We start from the raw sequence: 18070 nt of genomic DNA, 5'->3' as shown, positions 1-18070 counted from the left end.
TAAACAAAGGGCGGTCCGTTTACAACGGGCCGCCCTTTGTTTGACATCTTATTTTATCTGGTGACTAAGAGTTGCGAGGTGATATTTAGTTAGCTCGCCTGTTCTGCGTTCTCTGTGGATTCGGGATCTGGTACAGCTCTAGGCTTCCAGCTTTGCAAGCGCGATCGCAGTTGTGAGAGATGCTCTTGCGTGTCAATTGGTTTACGAGGTTGAGGCATTTCAGAGTCGGGCCAAAACGGCAAATCAAAGCAGGGGCAAATCGTGTCGGTTGGCCGATAGATGACAGGCATAGGTACTGGCATGCCGCAGCGCGCACAGGAGTTGACTTGCCAATTTGACTCCAGCAAATCACTGATGGTTTGCTCTGTGCCTTCGAGATAGCAATCCTTTGATTCCGACGACAAGATTAAGTTCCAGCAGTCCTCGAACTCCTGGCTATAAGAATTGCCCCGAATCACAGGTCGAGGCAGTACCGACTGATTGCCGCTGTGAGTGATTACTCGCTTACCTAACTGAAACCAGTAGGCCAGATATTGTTTAACGTCTTGTGTTGAAGCCATACTTATGATTTAAGGGACATCAGAGCTTGAAAGGGGCGAAATGCTCAAAAAAACTGGAAAAATTTATATTGGAAAATCAAAGTTTTTGATCTGTAACATTTGTGTAAACCGTAATTTGCCGGGCTGATGCGTCCGACCTTGCCTGTGATTTCGGGATTAACTGGCCCTTTTTATGACGCGTTTATGACGCTTTAGTTAGCTACGGCACGCGAATTAACGACGTATCCTGGATGCTTAAATTTTTACTATGCTGGTAAAAGCGCAGGGTGAGTTGAGTTAAATCCTGCGATCGCAAAATTGATTGTGCCAAACCCTTGATAAAAATAACGATAGGTTTGTGGTTCAACCTAACCTGAGGCCGTAAATATTGACTATCTATGCATATCCAAGTTTATTAACTTTGATAAACTGATACGCCACCCCAAAGAAATATTTTAAGAATTTTCGAGGAGCTGAAGCATATGAAATTCCCTGGTCAGTTTATTTATCAGGGGTTTCGTGGTTTGTTACGCAACCCTAAATATCGCTGGTGGATTGTGCTGGGGTCTTTAGTGTACCTAGTTAGTCCGATTGATATTGCGCCTGACTTAATCCCGATTTTGGGCCAAGTAGATGATGTTGTCTTGATTTCCATTCTACTGATGGAATTCTCTCAGTGGCTGGTGGAGAAGCTGTCGCTACAGGCCGGCAATCCGACCTCTACGACTGGAAATTATGATGCGAGTCCAAACTCATCGACAACAGCTGATTACACGGAAACCATTGATGTAGAGGCACAATCGGTTGAGTAATTGCGCTTTGACATCATGCAGCAAAAAGGAGCAGTCGCACATCGTGCAATCGCTCCCTGTAACCAATCAGTGAGGATGAAGAATCTGTAGCGCTATTTTGTAGAACCTGGATTATTTGCGGATTTGGCATCTGGAAGCCGCCCTACAAGCAGGTAGGTCAACATGCGGCCTCGGCCTTTGATTTTGACATTGCCCCAAGGCTCGAAGTGATATTTATCCTTGAGCTGCTGATAGGTAGCCTCTGTGACCTGAACTTTGCCTGGGAAGCCCTGCGACTCCATTCGGCTGGCAATGTTAACAGCATCTCCCCACAGGTCGTATAGCTGTAGCCACTTAGGTTAGGACATAAGCTAGGGTTAAGAGGTAGTATTTTGCGCTTGGAATTGGATGGCTCAACCCTACAGCGAAGATTTTCGGCAAAAAGTGATCGACGCGATTGAGTTAAACGGCCTCAAGAAAAGTGAGGTGAGTGAAGGATTTGGCATCAGCCGCAATACAATAAACCGCTGGTATCGGCAAAAGGCTGAACTAGGGCATCTCAAAGCCAACGTCAGGACAACTGCCAATCCAAGAGCCAAAATCAAAGACTGGGATGCCTTTCGCAGCTTTGTCAAGCAGCATCAAGACAAAACGCAAGCGGAGATGGCCGCCTTGTGGCCCGACCCCATCAGCCAACGAACGATGTCTCGGGCATTGCAAAAGATTGGCTTTACGCGAAAAAAAAGACCTATGGCTACGGCCAACGAGACGAGGGGAAACGGGCTGAGTTTCAAGCTCAACTCGGCGATCCAAAGGCGACTCATTTAGTCTATGTCGATGAATCGGGCATGGATGAGCGCGACGACTACGGCTATGGATATGCCCCTATCGGTGAACGAGTTTACGACCTCAAATCTGGCCAACGCCACGGGCGAGTCAATATGATCGCGGGCTATCGAGGCTCTGAGCTGATTGCTCCGTTTACCATTGAAGGAACTTGTAATCGAGTGGTCTTTGAGACCTGGCTTGAAACTTGCTTAATTCCGACCTTGCAGCCAGGGGACTGGGTGATTGTGGATAATGCCACCTTTCACAAAGGCGGACGGATCGCCGAACTGATTGAGGCCGCCAACTCTCACCTGGTTTATCTTCCCCCTTATTCTCCTGACCTCAATCGCATTGAGAAGTGTTGGGCTTGGTTAAAAAGCCGCATTCGAAAGCGTCTCCCCTCCTCAACCAGTTTACGCCAGGCAATGGAAGCGGTTCTCAAGCAAGCGGCGTCCTAATGAGAATGGCTACGGCTATAACGCTCTTCAATGACTCTAGGCAGAGATAAATTAGAGTAAAAGGGCTGAATGGTAGAGAGAATCAATGGTAGCTCCCCGACAAGCCAAGCCAACCGTCCGGTTCATCGATGAATATTGTGACTATTACCAAGACTTGTTTGCAGAAGTCAGAAGCTTTGAAGCCTTTAAGCATCTGCATGTCGGGATGATATCGGAAGTCAAGCGTAAGTCGCTACCAACCATTGCTAAGGTTACAGGACTACCCAATGCTCAGTCATTACAACAGTTTTTAGTCAGCTCACCTTGGCAGGCTAAAGACCTCAGGCAACGACGCATTGAGCTGATTTTAGGTCTCTTAGGGGGACAAAAATTGATCCTAGTCATTGATGAAACGGGCGACCGCAAAAAGGGACAGACCACCGACTATGTGAAACGACAGTACATCGGCAACTTAGGTAAGATCGAAAACGGCATTGTTTCGGTGGATGCTTATGGGGTAATTGACAATTTGACCTTCCCGTTAAGTTTTAGAATTTACAAGCCGAAAGAGCGATTAAAAGCAGGAGACTCTCATCACACCAAACCCGAAATTGCGGCAGCAATGGTTCAAGAACTCTGTGAATTGGGATTTCAGTTTGAACTTGTTTTGGCCGATAGTGCCTATGGAGAAAGCGGCAGCAGCTTTGTGCGGACATTACATCAATTAAAGCTCCCGTATGTGTTGGCTATTCGCTCAAACCATGCGGTGCTCTTGCCCAAAGAGCAACGGGTCAGAAGCAATCGCTGGCGTCAGTATCAGCGAACATTGAGTGATGGTCGTTGTGAAACTCGCTTCATTCGAGAGATTATTTATGGCCAACGTCGTTCCCAGCGCTACTGGGAATTGACAACGGATCCACAAACGTTACCTAGCGCGTCAACCTGGATGGTGATGACGTGGGTTAAGGACATTTCTTACCACCAGGTTGGAGACCTCTATGGTCTAAGAAATTGGGTGGAATATGGTCTCAAGCAAAGCAAAAATGAACTGGGCTGGGCGGACTTTCGCGTCACCGACTATGCTGTGATTGAAAAGTGGTGGGAAGTCGTGATGAGTGCCTATTTGATGGTCACCTTAAACACCCCCCCGATGCGTCCTCAGGGGGCGATTCCACCGGAACAGGATGACTCGATTGTGGTGTCTTCGTTCACGCAGCATTCAGATTGGAATATGGGCAACGGATGGAAGAACTGGCTCAATAACCTACGGTTAATTCTCTTGCCTTGGGTGAGTTCAAATCGTTTACAACCTTGGCTGGACGTGTTTCCGATTCCCGAACTGGCGCGAGGTTTTCAGATGCTCATCCGGCTCATGAATCAATTTCGGGGAGTTCCAACTACAATCCTACAAAATATTTCCTCTGCCTAGAGTCATTGAAGAGCGATAACTAAACTTCTTTAGCCCAATCACGCCTGCCACAACCGTGCCAGTATTGATGCCAATCCGAATTTGCAGCGGATAACCCGTTTCTTTATTGACTTGCTTCAGCCTTCGGCGCATGGCAAGTGCCATTTCAATAATCACCTCAGCATGGTCGTCGCGTGGGACAGGAACTCCAGCCGCCACCATGTAGGCATCACCAACGGTTTTGATTTTTTCGAGTCCTAAATGTTCGGTTAGGCGATCGAAGGCTGAAAAAACGTGGTTCAAGATGCTGACGACTTCTAGTGGTGGCAATCGGGCAGCGAGCGGCGTGAAATCAACGATATCTGCAAACAGAATCGTGACGTTATCCAACCGTTCTGCTAAAGCACCCGGATCACCTCGCTTAAGTTGTTCTGCGATCGCACTGGGTAAAATATTGAGCAGCAACCGTTCAGACACTTCTTGCTCAGCCCGGAGAGCTGCTTCAGCTTGCTGACGTTCTTGAATTTCTTGGCGCAGTTGTGCATTCCGTTCCTGCAGCAATTGGGCCTGTTGATGGAGGCGACGTTGCAGATGGCTCAGGAGAGGTGACGTGCCGCTAAACTGCATTAGGCGCTGAGTCTGCTGCTGCACGAGCTGCTTTTGCAAACGCTGAATAGTCAACTGGTTTTCAATACGGGCAATAACTTCTTGATTACGAAACGGCTTGCTAATGTAATCGGCTCCGCCTACGTCAAATGCGCGATCCATTTCATCCTGACAAGCGCTGATAAAAATAACGGGAATATCTTTGGTTTGCGTATTCGCTTTAATAGATTGGCAAAGCTGATAACCATCCAAATCCGGCAACTTTAAGTCCAGCAGCACGACATCTGGTGGATTCTGTGTCATCAAGTCTAAACCTTGATAACCGCTTTCTGCTGTTTTGACGGTGTAGCCAGTTAGCTGCAGCAAATCGGACAAGCTCGCACGAATGGCGGGTTCATCGTCAATGACAAGAATTTGACCCTTTGACTGAGGAGAAGTAGCCATCCAAGGATGATGAAGTGCAGTGATAGGCTCCTAGACACAACTTTGGTTGCAGTTGCTGCGATCTCAGATGCCTCATCCTAACCTATTGGTTCAGGTTCAGTTATTGCGCCCATTACCATTGCTTAGACCGTTACCTAAACCATTACGTAGGCCATTGCCTAAATCGTTTACGAGACCATTGCCCAGGCTGTTGTTGCCATTTCCGATACCGTTGCCACCTTGGTTGCCATTTCCAATACCATTTCCGACACCATTTCCGACGCCGTTGTCAACGCCGTTATTGCCACCTTGATTATCATTTCCGACGCTGTTGCCGACGCCATTATTGCCGCCCGGATTGTCGTTCCCCATGCCATTTCCGTTACCAACGCTGTTATTGCCTTGGCCACTGTTGCCGTTTTGCACACCGTTGCCTCGACCCGGAAATCCATCTAGCACCCCATTCCCTTGGCCTGGAAATCCATCTTCAACGCCGTTCCCTTGGCCTGGGAAAACGCCCTCATTGATCAAGTCCATTAGATCGGCATCCGGCACTATATCTGGACCCTCCACCAAATCATCGACAGTATCGACAGTGTTGTCTATTGCACCCTCAGTAACATCGACAACGCCCTCCACAATGTCATCGATGGGGCTATTGCCAACAACTGGGATATTTCCGACATCATCTGCAACATTGCCGACACCATCGACAGCGTTACCGACATCATTGATGGCATCATCAACTACCGCGTCAACTAGATCATCTGCAACAGAATCCACCACTCCATTCACGACTCCTTCTAGAGGAACGGTTACATCTGTGGTGATCTGATTTAGATCGGTTGAAACAGGGTCTTCAATCGTATCTACACCAACGCTATCAGCAGTATCTGGAGTGTCTGACGTTGTTGTCCGCTGAGCATCCAGCTCGAAAACTTGTGTGGCAACTGCTGTATCGTGATTAAACTGCTGTGTCTGTAGTGCGATGACGGTTTCGGCTCGGACGGCTGCGATCGCACGCTCTTCCTCAGAAGAGGCTTCCATTTCATCGTCCGTGACGGCCTGGTTGAGTTTTAAACCTTCCACTAAAGGACTGGTTTGATAGAACGTATCTAGGTCAAACTCATACAGCTGCTGAATCGTATTCTCTACCACAACCGCCATCTGACCGGCCTGGAGTTCAAGGCGTTCTGTATTGTCAGCATTGGTCACTTCAATGCCGCTATCGGTCAAAGCACCGACCAAGGTTGTATTAGTCTCGGCATCATGGCGAACAAATAGAGCTGAGCCCCGGATGCCGGTCGTGACGTTAGGTGTGTGAATGCGCGTGCCGCCTCGTCCCGGCGGAATTAGCATCAGCAGTGTTCCGTTTGATAAACGAAAGGAGCGGGTTTGAGGCGTAAACCAGAAAACGACTTGTTCGCCCACGCGTGCCAAAGAACCATCGTTGAAGCGGAGTTCAGCCAGCGAGAATTGCCCTGTGGCCACCCCATCACCAGGTGTAATCGTGTCAGATACATTGGCCGGACGGGTTGATTGGTTCTCCTGTAACAACCGCACCTGATTTCGTAAGGCTTCAATAACAGCCCGTGTTAGAGGGGTACTGGCTGAAGCTGGATTGGTTGGCAACACCATGCTAAAACTTAGCAGGGCAGCGCAAGTCAAACGAGTGGCAGTGCGCCCTAGCTTCATCACAATTCCCCCTCTTAATCCCTTATACCCATCGGTCTAATATAAGACGACACTTCTAGGCATCATCCTGTTCCCCCTTTCATCCAATCTTTAGGCGATCAGGATAATTACGTGAAGAATCAGCTATGCATTTGGGTATATCTAGCGACTCAAATAGTGGGAATTTGTCCGCAGATTTGGTTAGACTGCGGCTGTTTCTCAGCAGTTTTTTCCCTCAACTGGCACTAGCGCTATCGCTGGTTGTCGGACTTAAATCGACCGACTAGAAAGTCTCTATTTTGACGATGTTTGGTTTTGCGGCCTGTTACCCGCTTGCGCCACATCCGAAAACTAGAGGCTTTCATCTCTCGGCGCATCAAGGCGATTACGTCTTTTTCTTTCAGCCCAAATTGATACTCGATTGCACTGAACGGAGTCCGATCCTCCCAAGCCATTTCGATAATGCGATCAATCACTACGGGATCAAGATCTAGCTGGCGCGACATATCTCCTCAGTTTATGTTTTTACTACTGCCTCAACTTAATATAAGTTTATAGTTTGGTGCTCGTTCTCTCGAAAGACTTCAGCAGATGGATGATAGCGTTCACGCTTCCTCAGCCTATTCTCAGCGTTTTGTCAGACCTAATTCAGATTAATGCGTCATCCTGGTTAATGAACTGCATGAACGTTCATAATTTTGTTAGGTGATATTTTGGAACGAGCGTTCAAATTTCTGCTCAACGGGATAGCTGATGGCTGAACGCAGGTACTGTGCTTTGCGATCGCAAAGTGGGATTTCCAGTCCAGGCATTGGCGATAAATTTAGCAGAGATAATTGGGCAGAAGTATCAAGGCTCTACGGCAGCGATCGTTCCAAAATCGTTCATGATGGATTTCAATAGGAGGCTAAACTCACATGTCCATTCACCCTATCCAGCTCAATACTGACAACTTCGAAGCCGAAGTCTTAAACAGCTCGATTCCGGTACTGGTAGACTTTTGGGCTCCCTGGTGTGGCCCCTGTCGCGTCATGAATCCTGTGATTGATGCATTGGCCAACGAACTAGATGGAAAAGCTAAAGTCACAAAGCTGAACATTGATGACAATGTTCGATTGGCTAGCCGCTATGGAATTAGCGCTGTCCCAACCTTTGTGATCTTTCATGAAGGCCGCATGGTCAACATGCTGTCGGGTGTTGTTTCCCAAGATAAGTTGGTTGCTGCTCTCGATTCTGTCCTGGTTGCATAGTCGCTGAGCACAGAGCCGCCGCTACCTAAGCTCAATTTGTCAGCACAAGAAGCAGAAAGGATGAAATGCCTTTCTGCTTCTTGTTTCAGTGTATTAAAAGTTTTTCTGTCGTTACCCCGTGGTCATCTCACTAAGCGTCTGTAGATGATTCACGTGCTGATTAGAACTGGCTGGGTGAGCGTCTGGGATATTTAGCGATGACCCAAATAGCGTGAATAATGCCGGGGATGTAGCCCAGAAGAGTGAGGAGAATGTTAATCCAAAATTGCGCTCCCAAGCCAACCTGAAGAAAGACACCGAGTGGCGGTAGGATAATGGCACAAATGATTCGAATAATGTCCATTTTTGTTATTTCCCAATTACTACCTCCATCTTTTCAAGCTCACTTATAAATACCAACAATCCCTAGATGGATTTATGGCATCTGTCTATAGAAGGGTGCTTATTTTTCTGCCCAATTAAAGTATGTCTGAATCCATTCTTGACCGTTATCAGTCGCTGCTGCCCGATCCGGAAGCCTTTACTCAGTGTATTGCCCAGCCGTTACCCGTCTGCATGTGGAGCAATCCACTTAAAACCACTTCGGTCAACCTAATCGCTCAGCTTGCGTCATCTGGCGTTGAGCTAGAACCCCTGTCCTGGTATCCTGATGCCTTTCGTAGCCATAATTGGTCGAAACCAGGTAGTACGATTCCGTTTGTGGCGGGCTGGTACTACGTTCAGGAAGAGATTGCGCTGACGGCAGTTGAACTACTCGACCCGCAGCCCGGTGAGTGCGTGCTGGATCTCTGTGCTGCACCCGGTGGGAAAACGGCCCAAATTGCCATGCGGCTAGCTGGCACCGGAACTGTCATCGCTAACGAAAAAAATATTGGCCGACTGTCTAGCTTATCCAGCACGATTGGCCGCTTGGGCTTAACTAATGTTGTCGTCACGAACTATGACGGTCGCAGTATTCCCCTTGCGCCTCATAGTTGCGATCGCATCCTAATCGATGTCCCCTGTTCCGGCGAAGGCACGGTACGCAAGGGTTTCCAAAATATCAACTGGCGACCGGGCTACAGCGAATGGGTTTCGTCCGTGCAGCGGCAGATTTTAGATCACGCCCTGCAATTGGTAAAACCGGGCGGCGTGGTGGTCTATAGCACCTGCACGTTTGCGCCGGAAGAAAACGAAGCGGTACTCGATAAGGTACTGGGCGATCGGGGTGTGATTGAACCCGTGTCGATTCCTGGACTAACGGTCATGCCAGGATTAACCGAGTGGCAAGGGAAAACCTATCGTGCTGACGTGGCCCATGCCCAGCGCTACTTTCCCCATTTCAACAACACGGGTGGATTTTTTGCTGCCCGCATTCGCCGCACAGAGGCACAGTTGTCTGATTCCATAACGCCTGAACCGAGTTCATCTGCACAGGACTTGGTTGAACCGTTGGCGGATCGATCCGTACTGCTGGAATTTTGCGATCGCTTCAGCATAAACCCTGCACATTTTGAACCGTTCACCCTCTGGCAAAAAGGCAAATCCACCCGCTGGTTAGCCGAGCAACAGGTGCAGCTACCGCCGACTGGAACAGGTAAACCTTTAGCAATTCAGGGCATTGGACTGCCCATTTTCCGCTTGTCATCCGGCACGTGGAAGCCCAGCAGTTATGGCCTACAGCGATTCGGCCACTGGGCACAGCGCCAGATTGTGAACCTACCCACAGCGGCCATTGCCCAGCAGTTCATCATGGGCGAAACCGTACTCGTCGATCCGGCCACCGTGCAGCTTGTAGAAGGAACGCCCTGCTATGTCCATGTGCGCTACGGCGATATACAGCTTGGCTGCGGTCGCTACACACCAGGACGATTGCAATCGCAAATTCCCAAAGTGATGCGCGTCCGGTTTGACACGCCATCTGACGATACAAAGTCCGGTTAAAACCCATTGAGGTGGGCATTGCCCACCGTACTTGCCAAAATCGCCAATCCAAAATCGCCAATCCAAAATCCAAAATCGTCACTGTTTTGGAATTGCGATCGCAAATTCAGTTCCCTGGTCAGGTTCTGAACTGACGCTGAGTTGGCCACCGTGCTTATCAACGATGATAGAGTAGCTGATCGACAGTCCTAGCCCCGTACCTTTACCAATTTCCTTGGTGGTGAAAAAGGGGTCAAAGAGCTGTGCCTGAATAGCTTTGGGAATGCCACAGCCGTTATCTGCAATCCAGATGCGAACGGTGTCGCCGTCCATTGTCGTCCGAATGCGAATCGTGGGGCTTAGCTCATCAGATGGCATAAAGGGAAACGATGGCGACACAGTATTGAGATCTGCCTGAGCCACCTTTGTGCCGACTTTACGGCTTCTACGCTGTTCGAGGGCATCCAGCGCATTACTCAAAATGTTCATAAAGACCTGATTGAGCTGGCTGGCAAAGCAGGTAATTTCCGGCAGAACGCCATAATCTTTGACGATCCGGACTTCGGCATGGTTATCTTTACCTTTCAGCCGATGGTGCAAAATCAGCAGCGTACTGTCGATCCCTTCATGGATATTGACGGGCTTCATCTCGGCCTCGTCCAGCCGCGAGAAGTTACGCAGCGACAGGACAATTTGACGAATCCGGTTCGCTCCCACCTTCATCGATTGCAGCAGCTTGTGCAAATCGTCTTTTAGAAAGTCAAACTCAATCGCCGCCATCTCATCTGCGATCGCAGCTACCGGATCAGGATAGTGCTGCTGATAGCAGTCCACGAGTCCCAGCAAGTCGCTGCAATAGCCATCGGCATGGGTGAGATTGCCGTAGATAAAGTTGATGGGATTGTTGATTTCGTGGGCAATCCCGGCCACCATTTGGCCCAGCGAGGACATCTTTTCCGTCTGAATCAACTGGGTTTGAGTTTGCTGGAGCTGCTCCAGTGCGTCCGACAGACACTGATTCTTATCGTTCAACTCCTGGGTACGCTGTTCAACTTTTTGCTCCAGCGTATGGCTATATTCCTCCAGTTGCTCCTTCGCCACCGCCAGCTTGTTATACAGCAGAGCATTTTGTAGGGAAATGGCCGCTTGCGCCGTCAGCAGACGCAGCACCTCTAGCCGATTATGGGTAAATGCCCCGTTGGTCAGCTTGTTTTCCAGATACAGAATGCCAATCACTTGACCCCGATTGCAGACAGGGGTGCAGAGGATGCTCTTGGGCCGATGGGCCAAAATGTAAGCATCGTTGGCGAAAGTCGTTTCAGTGCAGGCGCTGTCCAATACCAGCGTCTCGGACGTGCGAATCACGTAATTGACCACCGACTGAGCCAGGGATTGGCTATCGGCGAGGGGGTGGTTGGGAAACACGGTGGGCTGATGGCTCATGCCCTGGGCCGAGACAATCCACTCACCGTCCTGGCGCAGCAGGAGCGCACAGGTTTCGGCACCCGCATTTTCAATTAGCACCTGCATCAGAGTTGATAGCAGCGTGTCGAGCTGAATTTCACCCGAAAGCGCTTGCGAGGATTTCATCACCGTAGCCAGATCCAGCATGTCCGAGACGCTGGTGCTGCCGCTGGTGCCGCTGCCCGTCGTGGTTGCCTTCAGCGATCGGCGGCTGGTAAATCCCTCCTCCCGATGCAGCATGGGGGTGAGCAGATTCGGATAGCGAGCTTCCAGATCCTGCACTTTGGCCGTTGCGCCCCATCGCACATAGGCATAGTAGGCATCAGCTAGATAGACCTGGGCTATCTTTTCTTTACCCCAGTTTAGGTAGAAACGAGCTGCTAGCTCATTCGCTAAGGCTTCGTCCTGCACAAATCCATGTTCTTTAGCACCTGCGATCGCACAATCGTAGGCTTCCAGTGCTTCTGTATTTTGCTGGAGGACGCGATAGCGCTCTGCGGCAACCAAATCAAACTTATGGCGATAATTCATCGGCGCATGGTCTGCTAATCGCTTTAGGTGCGCCTGATTGTCAGCGACGCGGTTCAGCAGTTCAGTTTGCTCAGCGGAAGAAGCAGTGGGGTAGACCGCCAACGCAGTCAGCGAGTCATAGAAGTAAAACGTGGGTTCTGTGGCGTAACCTGTGCCAGCGGCTAAGTAATCCCTGGATTGAGCGGCTGTTTTAAGCGCCCGTGGCAGGTCGCCAAATAGGTAGCAAAGGATGAGCTTGTGCAGATGGAAATAGTGCAGCCCAGTGAACTCATTCGCTGTTTGCAACTGCGGCAGAAACTGGTCTTCATCCAGGATGCTACCCCGCATGGCAGAGGGATTTTCACTCTGTCCCAACAGGTTCAGGACAGCTTGATGATAAATCCGGCAGTAGTTGAGCGTAGTAATTTGCTTAAAATTGGCCAGCACCTGACCATATGCCTGCATGTCCTGCTCCAGGCTGGAGAGTTCCTGCCCCATAAAGTAGGAGTACTGACAGATATCCTTGGTATTGAAGCCAACGTAGTAGAGGTTGCCCGTTTCTAGAGCAAGCTGATAGCCATCCAGCATCAGTTGCAGAGAGTCTTGCAGATGGGAGGTTTGGTGAACCAAAAACGCGCCCACTACATAAAGCGTCGTCGGTTGCAGGGCGCTGATGTTGAAAATCTCATTCAGACCGAGGGCGACTTTGCCAAACTTGTCGGCGGCGGCAATATTGCCCAGCGCACTGCTGAGCGGAATGCCGTAGCAGGCGTAGAAAAAGGCTGAGAAGGGAGTATTACCAAATTCAACCGATGCCTTGACCTGAGAAAGCGTCAGCAGGGCAAACAGATTGGGCATCGCGATATAAACTGCCGGGGCCACGCTAACGGCAATCCGCATGACGGCCAGTTTCTCAGCGTCGGTCATGGTCGGTAAGTTGAGCAGTTCGTCTAGGGACTTGCTATTTGCCAGTTCCGTCGTTTCCTGGAGCGCCTGCTGAATGTCGGCTGGGGTGGGATTGTCCGGAAAGTTGACCCCAAATAGGCTCATGGCCTGACGCGCAGTTGCGATCGCAGCCAGTACATCATTTTGCGCGGTATAAGCTTGCACTCGAATGTCATACACATTCACCTGATCCAGGAGCGCTGTAGCCTGGTTCATGACGGCGGTGGTCAACTGCTCCATTGCCTCAAACTCACCACACAGATAGGCCGCCTCGGCAGCGATCTCATGCAGCGCCAGCGTCAGATCGTACTGGCTGTGCCAGCCATCGGTGGGCAGCAGAGCAATTCCAGCTTGGCAGTATTCCAGAGCGGTACCAAATGCCGTCGCGGCTTTGGCTTTTTGTCCGGCTTGCAGATTCAACCGAGCCAGGTCTTCACGCTGGCTTTGTTCAGTAATCAGCGCTGCCCCAATATTGAGCGAGTTGACAATTTCAAACAGCTTCTCGTCCCAATTTTCAGTTGATGTATTGCATAGCAATCGCTGACCGATTTGGAGGTGCGTCACCTGCTTTTGATCCGCCGGGATCAGCGAATAAGCAGCCTGCTGAATGCGGTCGTGGAGAAATTTGTAGGTCGGCAGTTGATCGGGCGACAGATGGGATAGCGCTGAACCTGATCTTGATTTGCCGTTAAGCGAATGTTCGACCTCATCTTGAAATGCTTTATAGGCATCATTTGTGGGCACAATTAACCCTTCTTCCAGCGCTGGCCATAGCTCCGCTGCTGTTTCCGTGAACGACTGGCCGTAAACGATAGAGAGCGTTGCCAGGTCGAATGTGTTGCCAATGCAAGCCGCTAGCTTAAGCACCTCTTGGGTGGTTGCGGGTAACTTTTGCAGCTGACAAGCCACAAACTGGACAATGTCATCCGTCAAAGCTGCCGTTTGGATGCCAACTAGGTCATACTGCCATTTCCCCTGACTGGTATCAAAAATCAGCAGTTTGTCCTGATGCAGCGATTTGAGAAACTGACTGCTGAAGAAGGGATTGCCTTGGGTTTTCTGATAAACCAGTTGCGTTAACGGCAGGGCTTCGTCCGCCGAGTAGTGTAAGGTGTCGGCAACCAGATGATTCAAATGGGACTGGCTGAGGGAAGCAAGTGCGATCGCATTTACGACGACTTCCGCTTGCCGCAGTTCCTCCACTGCCAGCATCAGGGGATGGGCCGAAGAGACTTCATTATCGCGGTAGGCTCCAATCAGCAGCAGATACTGGGTGTCTACATCCCGGCAGAGCGTCTGCATCAATTTCAGAGAGGCCAAATCCGCCCACTGTAAATCGTCCAGAAAGATGACCAGCGGATGCTCCTGGGTGGTGAACACCTGCGTAAACTTTTGGAAGAGCAGATTGAAGCGAGTTTGAGCCGCCACACCGGACAGTTCTGGCGCAGCAGGTTGGGCACCAATGATTTGCTCCAGTTCGGGAATGACATCAATGATGACCTGAGCGTTTTCACCCAGCGATCGCAGAATTTTCAGCTTCCAGCGCTCTAGCTGCGCCTCGCTTTCGGTCAGCAGTTGCCGCATCAAATCGCGAAACGCCTGCACAAAAGCCGAAAAGGGAATATTGCGCTGCAGCTGGTCGAACTTACCCTGAATGAAATAGCCCCGCTGCCGGACAATCGGCTTATGCACCTCATTCACGACAGCGGTTTTGCCAATGCCGGAGAAACCCGCCACTAGCATCAGTTCGGTGGCTCCTTCCTTCACCCGATCAAACGCTGCCAGTAAGGTGTCAACTTCCTGCTTGCGCCCGTACAGCTTTTCTGGAATCGAAAAGCGATCGCACACATCCCGCTCCGCTAACTGGAAAGGTTCGATCCGACCTGTTTCTTTCAGTTGGGATAAGCACTGCTCCAGGTCATACTTCAGCCCCAGCACACTCTGATAGCGATCCTCGGCATTCTTCGCCATCAGCTTCATGACGATGTCTGACAAAACTGTGGGAATGGGAGATGAGGAGATGGGGAGATGGGGAGATGGGGAGATGGGGAGCCGTCTTGCGCGCACATCCCTCTTGCTCCCTTGCCCCCTTGCCCCCTTGCTCCTCTGCTCCACTCAACCTCACACGGCGGCACTGGCTGCTTCGCGATATGACAATGGATGAGCTCCATCGCATCCTCGACCTGAAACGGCAGTTGTCCGGTCAACAGCTCATAGAAGGTAACGCCCAGGGAATAAAAATCGGTGCGGTAGTCAATGCCGCGATTCATCCGCCCCGTTTGCTCCGGCGACAGATAGGCTAACGTTCCTTCCAATACGTTGGGACTGGTGAGAGCTTGAGTTTCGCGCGGCAGCAGGGAAGCAATGCTGAAGTCAATCAGCTTAACCTGCTTCGTTTCGGGATTAATTAAAATATTGCTTGGTTTAATATCTTTATGAATAATCCGGTGCCGATAGATATCGTGCAGGATGTCAGCAACTGCGATCGCAACCTGCAAAAATTCCATCAGCTTAGCGGCTGGTTCTAAATTTGCGGCCTGACAATTGATATATTCTTTGAGAGAAATCCCCCCAAAGTCTTCCATAATCAGCGCAAACTGAGATTGCTCTGTGCTGAGACTATAAAATCGGACAACGCCTGGTAGATCAAGATCTTTAGCGATTGTGTATTGATTGCGGAATTGCATCAATTCAACCGCACTGGGATAAGGATTTTTCAGTAGTTTTACCACTACTGGTTGTTTATCCTGCTTTCTTACTCCTCGATAAACAAGAGTTCTAGAACTGGAATGTAGAAGATGATCAAGCTGATATTCGGGAACACTGAGAGTTGCTTGCATGGCTGATGGCACTACTAGTCAGTCGAAAGTAAATCACCTCTTAGTATTCCCAGGATTTTGTAGCTCAAACAACCTTATAAATACTGTAATTTATACTTCGATTTGTCTTACTAATGCTAATAAGAGCCGAGATTTTTTCTACAGTCTTTCATGATTGTTGGATAACTTAACAAATCAAGTAAATTGATTTTTGGGATACCTGAATCTTATGGAGTTTAACGTTGAATATCTCTTTGAATTGCGCCGCTATGGTTTGATGCAATATGCGATATCACAGTTGGTTGGGAAGGCGAATTTAATAAGGTGAAATCTTTGAGGTAGGGACACGGCATTGCCGTGTCCCTACGGATTAAACGGTTTACAGGCTATTTAATCCACAATCCTTAGTTAAATAAACAAGACAAAAGTGTACTGCTCGACTCAAAATAATAGCCGAACAGTACACTTATCAAGCATTGCATTTAGACGATACTTTCGAAATATCGTTTTGATTACTGGTTGAATTAAGCAACAGAGCTGAGTAATTGATCTTTCTTGATTTTTACAGAGGGTGGTTCTTGGTATGGGTGAGCTTGCGCAAATACCAAAAACTCGTCCACTAAATCTGCAAAGTACTCAAATGACTTATCAATCAATTCAAGAGCCTGCTGGCGAACCTCGTCGGTCAGCTCAATGCTTTGGATGTAAGCCGTAACTTCTGGAGTCCTTAGGGTGTGCGTATTTTCAATGTGATTGTGGCACATTCCGTAATAGCGGAATTCTTCTCCAGTCATCTCTTGCAGTTGCAGCGCTGCTGATTTAGTTGAGCGGAAAAATACGTTTGCCGTTACTTCAGAGACTTCGATAGCAATCAGGCGCATTACAGGATCAGCATCACGAGTATAGCGCTCAAATAGGGAATACATGGAGCGAGAAACTTTTGTATGATCGCTCCATAAAAACCTCACAACATCACTGAAACGCATAGTGTAGTCAGTGCCCATCTTGCTCATATCTTCGAGGAGCCACTGCCAGTGAAAATGCTCTTCTTGGGTATGCTTATTGACAATTTCCTGCACGCGATTGCCTGCTGCTTCTTGACGAAAAACCTGTGTACAAAGCTTACTAAACTCTAGTGCTAGAGGGGTGATAACGGGTGAGAAGGCCAGCTTTTGTCGAGGGTCAATGCTCTCATCTTCCATAAACTGGAAGAACGGCAGTTTCGCAAACTCTTCATTCTTTTGATCAATGAGCTGCAGAATTTTCTTCATGTTGGAGATCTTCCCTTAATAAATAGTAGATCAATGCTCGTAGCCAATTTTTGGCGATCAGGAATACTGATTTCTCTAAAAATTGGCTCTAAATCAGGACATGCGCTATCACGATGCGTCTCACTGCTTTATCATTCCCTCACAAAAGCAGTCAGTAACATTGAGCTAATATTATGTTTAAGAATAAAATTTATCCGAATAAGTATTAGAAATACTCGTGAATTTCACTTTTTTATGCATTTAAAGTACGAGTTCAAAGTAATGACTTTGCTGCCACGATGCGATAACAAATCATCCTTCTAGGCTTTAGTACAACAAGAGATAAGGAGTTTCAAATACTGAGCTAATTTCATACTTCAAAATAAAACTTGAATCCGTAGCTAAAAAAAAGGAAGTAACTTTGAGTTACTTCCTTTCAGAAAAAAGCTAGTAAAGGCTTAATTAGCCGCGTTGTAATGTTGCTTGAGCTTCTTGTGCAACAATTTCCATTTCGTCATCGGCTAGTTTTTTCAGCGCTGACTGAGCCTCTGGGTTATTGAGACGACCAAGAGCTTGCACGAGGCGATGGCGAATTTGCCAGTCTGGGCTGGAGCAGTAAGGGACGAGCAGCGCGACTGCCCGATCGTCGCCCAGTTCGCCTAGTGAGCCGATTGCTGCCGTTTGTACCAGTTCATTTTCAGAGGAAAGCGCCTGTTCGAGTAAATCAAAAGAACGAGGATCACCCAGTTCACCCAATGCCGCAATAATGCTGAACTGGAGCAGCCATTCGGATGAGTTTTGATAGCTGGCTTCTAGATCGCTGTAGGCTTCTGTGAGCTTCAATGCGCCCAACGAATCGGCAGCGGCGGCTTGCACATCGACCTCGGAATCGTGCAGTAAGCGATCGCGCAAGATATCGAGCGCCTGCTGTCGATCTTGGTGACCTAAGCTAGACACTTGACTGACGGCAGCATAGCGAACACGCGGATTCGTATCGGCTACAACCTGCTTGATCAGCTCAAATGCAGTGGCAGGTTCTAGGTCACGCAGTTGGTTAATACCTTTGAGTCGATCGCCATAGTCTTCAGAGGCGATCATTTGCTGGACGGAATCGGGGGTAACGCTCATGGCAATCCGAAAAACTAATGTATAAAAAGTAGGAAATTAAAGGAATGTGAATAGTTGATCGTTAATAGTGGAGCTTGGAAAAAGTGGTGAGATTGA

At 49.0% G+C, this 18070-nt stretch carries 15 protein-coding genes; 5 read left to right on the top strand and 10 right to left on the bottom strand.

The genetic code is table 11. The features are described 5' to 3' along the window. Nucleotides 1–89 precede the first annotated feature (89 nt). Nucleotides 90–560 carry a hypothetical protein gene (locus tag AC286M_RS34010; protein ID WP_488208612.1) on the bottom strand — a complete coding sequence of 157 codons (471 nt, stop codon included), beginning with the start codon at nucleotides 558–560 and terminating at the stop codon, nucleotides 90–92. 461 nt (nucleotides 561–1021) lie between these two features. Between AC286M_RS34010 and AC286M_RS34005 the strand changes: the two genes are divergently transcribed. Further along, complete coding sequence (locus tag AC286M_RS34005; RefSeq protein WP_488208611.1) at nucleotides 1022–1351, top strand: YkvA family protein; 330 nt, start codon at nucleotides 1022–1024, stop codon at nucleotides 1349–1351. Nucleotides 1352–1443: 92 nt separating this feature from the next. Here the strand turns inward: AC286M_RS34005 and AC286M_RS34000 are convergent, their stop codons facing one another. Next, nucleotides 1444–1665: an adenylate/guanylate cyclase domain-containing protein gene (locus tag AC286M_RS34000; RefSeq protein ID WP_488208880.1), complete on the bottom strand. Its 222-nt coding sequence runs from the start codon at nucleotides 1663–1665 to the stop codon at nucleotides 1444–1446. Nucleotides 1666–1738: 73 nt separating this feature from the next. On the opposite strand from AC286M_RS34000, the gene AC286M_RS33995 reads away from it, so the two are divergent. Continuing rightward, nucleotides 1739–2616 (top strand): IS630 family transposase gene (locus AC286M_RS33995; protein WP_488204631.1). Its coding sequence is split into 2 segments (ribosomal slippage): nucleotides 1739–2068 and nucleotides 2071–2616, totalling 876 coding nucleotides; the frame shifts between segments, so codons are not numbered across the junction. An 85-nt stretch (nucleotides 2617–2701) separates the two neighbouring features. Continuing rightward, nucleotides 2702–4024 carry an IS701 family transposase gene (locus AC286M_RS33990; RefSeq protein WP_488208610.1) on the top strand — a complete coding sequence of 441 codons (1323 nt, stop codon included), beginning with the start codon at nucleotides 2702–2704 and terminating at the stop codon, nucleotides 4022–4024. Here the strand turns inward: AC286M_RS33990 and AC286M_RS33985 are convergent. From AC286M_RS33985 to AC286M_RS33975, 3 genes are all read right to left on the bottom strand, one after another. Continuing rightward, nucleotides 4001–5053: an adenylate/guanylate cyclase domain-containing protein gene (locus tag AC286M_RS33985; protein ID WP_488208609.1), complete on the bottom strand. Its 1053-nt coding sequence runs from the start codon at nucleotides 5051–5053 to the stop codon at nucleotides 4001–4003. The two genes, AC286M_RS33990 and AC286M_RS33985, sit on opposite strands and share 24 nt — an antisense overlap. Nucleotides 5054–5149: 96 nt before the next feature. Then, complete coding sequence (locus tag AC286M_RS33980; protein ID WP_488208608.1) at nucleotides 5150–6670, bottom strand: FecR domain-containing protein; 1521 nt, start codon at nucleotides 6668–6670, stop codon at nucleotides 5150–5152. Between the two features lie 287 nt (nucleotides 6671–6957). Continuing rightward, a complete protein-coding gene (locus AC286M_RS33975) occupies nucleotides 6958–7212 on the bottom strand; it encodes a TIGR03643 family protein (protein WP_488208607.1) in 255 nt (84 codons plus the stop codon). Between the two features lie 411 nt (nucleotides 7213–7623). On the opposite strand from AC286M_RS33975, the gene trxA reads away from it, so the two are divergent. Next, nucleotides 7624–7956: a thioredoxin gene (gene trxA, locus AC286M_RS33970; RefSeq protein ID WP_488208606.1), complete on the top strand. Its 333-nt coding sequence runs from the start codon at nucleotides 7624–7626 to the stop codon at nucleotides 7954–7956. A 160-nt stretch (nucleotides 7957–8116) separates the two neighbouring features. Here the strand turns inward: trxA and AC286M_RS33965 are convergent, their stop codons facing one another. Then, entirely contained in the window at nucleotides 8117–8299 is a 183-nt protein-coding gene (locus tag AC286M_RS33965) for a YqaE/Pmp3 family membrane protein (RefSeq protein ID WP_488208605.1), read from the bottom strand. A 122-nt stretch (nucleotides 8300–8421) separates the two neighbouring features. On the opposite strand from AC286M_RS33965, the gene AC286M_RS33960 reads away from it, so the two are divergent. Then, nucleotides 8422–9879 (top strand): RsmB/NOP family class I SAM-dependent RNA methyltransferase, encoded by a 1458-nt coding sequence (locus AC286M_RS33960; protein ID WP_488208604.1) that lies wholly within the window; start codon nucleotides 8422–8424, stop codon nucleotides 9877–9879. Between the two features lie 78 nt (nucleotides 9880–9957). On the opposite strand, the gene AC286M_RS33955 is transcribed toward AC286M_RS33960, so the two are convergent. The 4 genes from AC286M_RS33955 to nblB all read right to left on the bottom strand — a co-directional run bounded on the left by AC286M_RS33955 (nucleotide 9958) and on the right by nblB (nucleotide 17974). Beyond that, nucleotides 9958–14844: a trifunctional serine/threonine-protein kinase/ATP-binding protein/sensor histidine kinase gene (locus AC286M_RS33955; RefSeq protein WP_488208603.1), complete on the bottom strand. Its 4887-nt coding sequence runs from the start codon at nucleotides 14842–14844 to the stop codon at nucleotides 9958–9960. Then, complete coding sequence (locus AC286M_RS33950; RefSeq protein WP_488208602.1) at nucleotides 14754–15617, bottom strand: serine/threonine protein kinase; 864 nt, start codon at nucleotides 15615–15617, stop codon at nucleotides 14754–14756. Before AC286M_RS33950 ends, AC286M_RS33955 begins: the two co-directional genes overlap by 91 nt. A gap of 503 nt (nucleotides 15618–16120) precedes the next feature. Beyond that, entirely contained in the window at nucleotides 16121–16867 is a 747-nt protein-coding gene (locus AC286M_RS33945) for a hypothetical protein (protein ID WP_488208601.1), read from the bottom strand. A gap of 441 nt (nucleotides 16868–17308) precedes the next feature. Next, the gene (nblB, locus tag AC286M_RS33940) at nucleotides 17309–17974 is read right to left on the bottom strand and encodes a phycobilisome degradation protein NblB (protein WP_488208600.1); all 666 of its coding nucleotides are present in this window, start codon (nucleotides 17972–17974) and stop codon (nucleotides 17309–17311) included. Nucleotides 17975–18070: the final 96 nt, after the last annotated feature.

It is taken from the genome of Thainema salinarum CENA647, assembly GCF_057732415.1.
The sequence above is the reverse complement of the archived record's forward strand: the minus strand, read 5'-3'. Positions and strand labels throughout refer to the sequence as shown.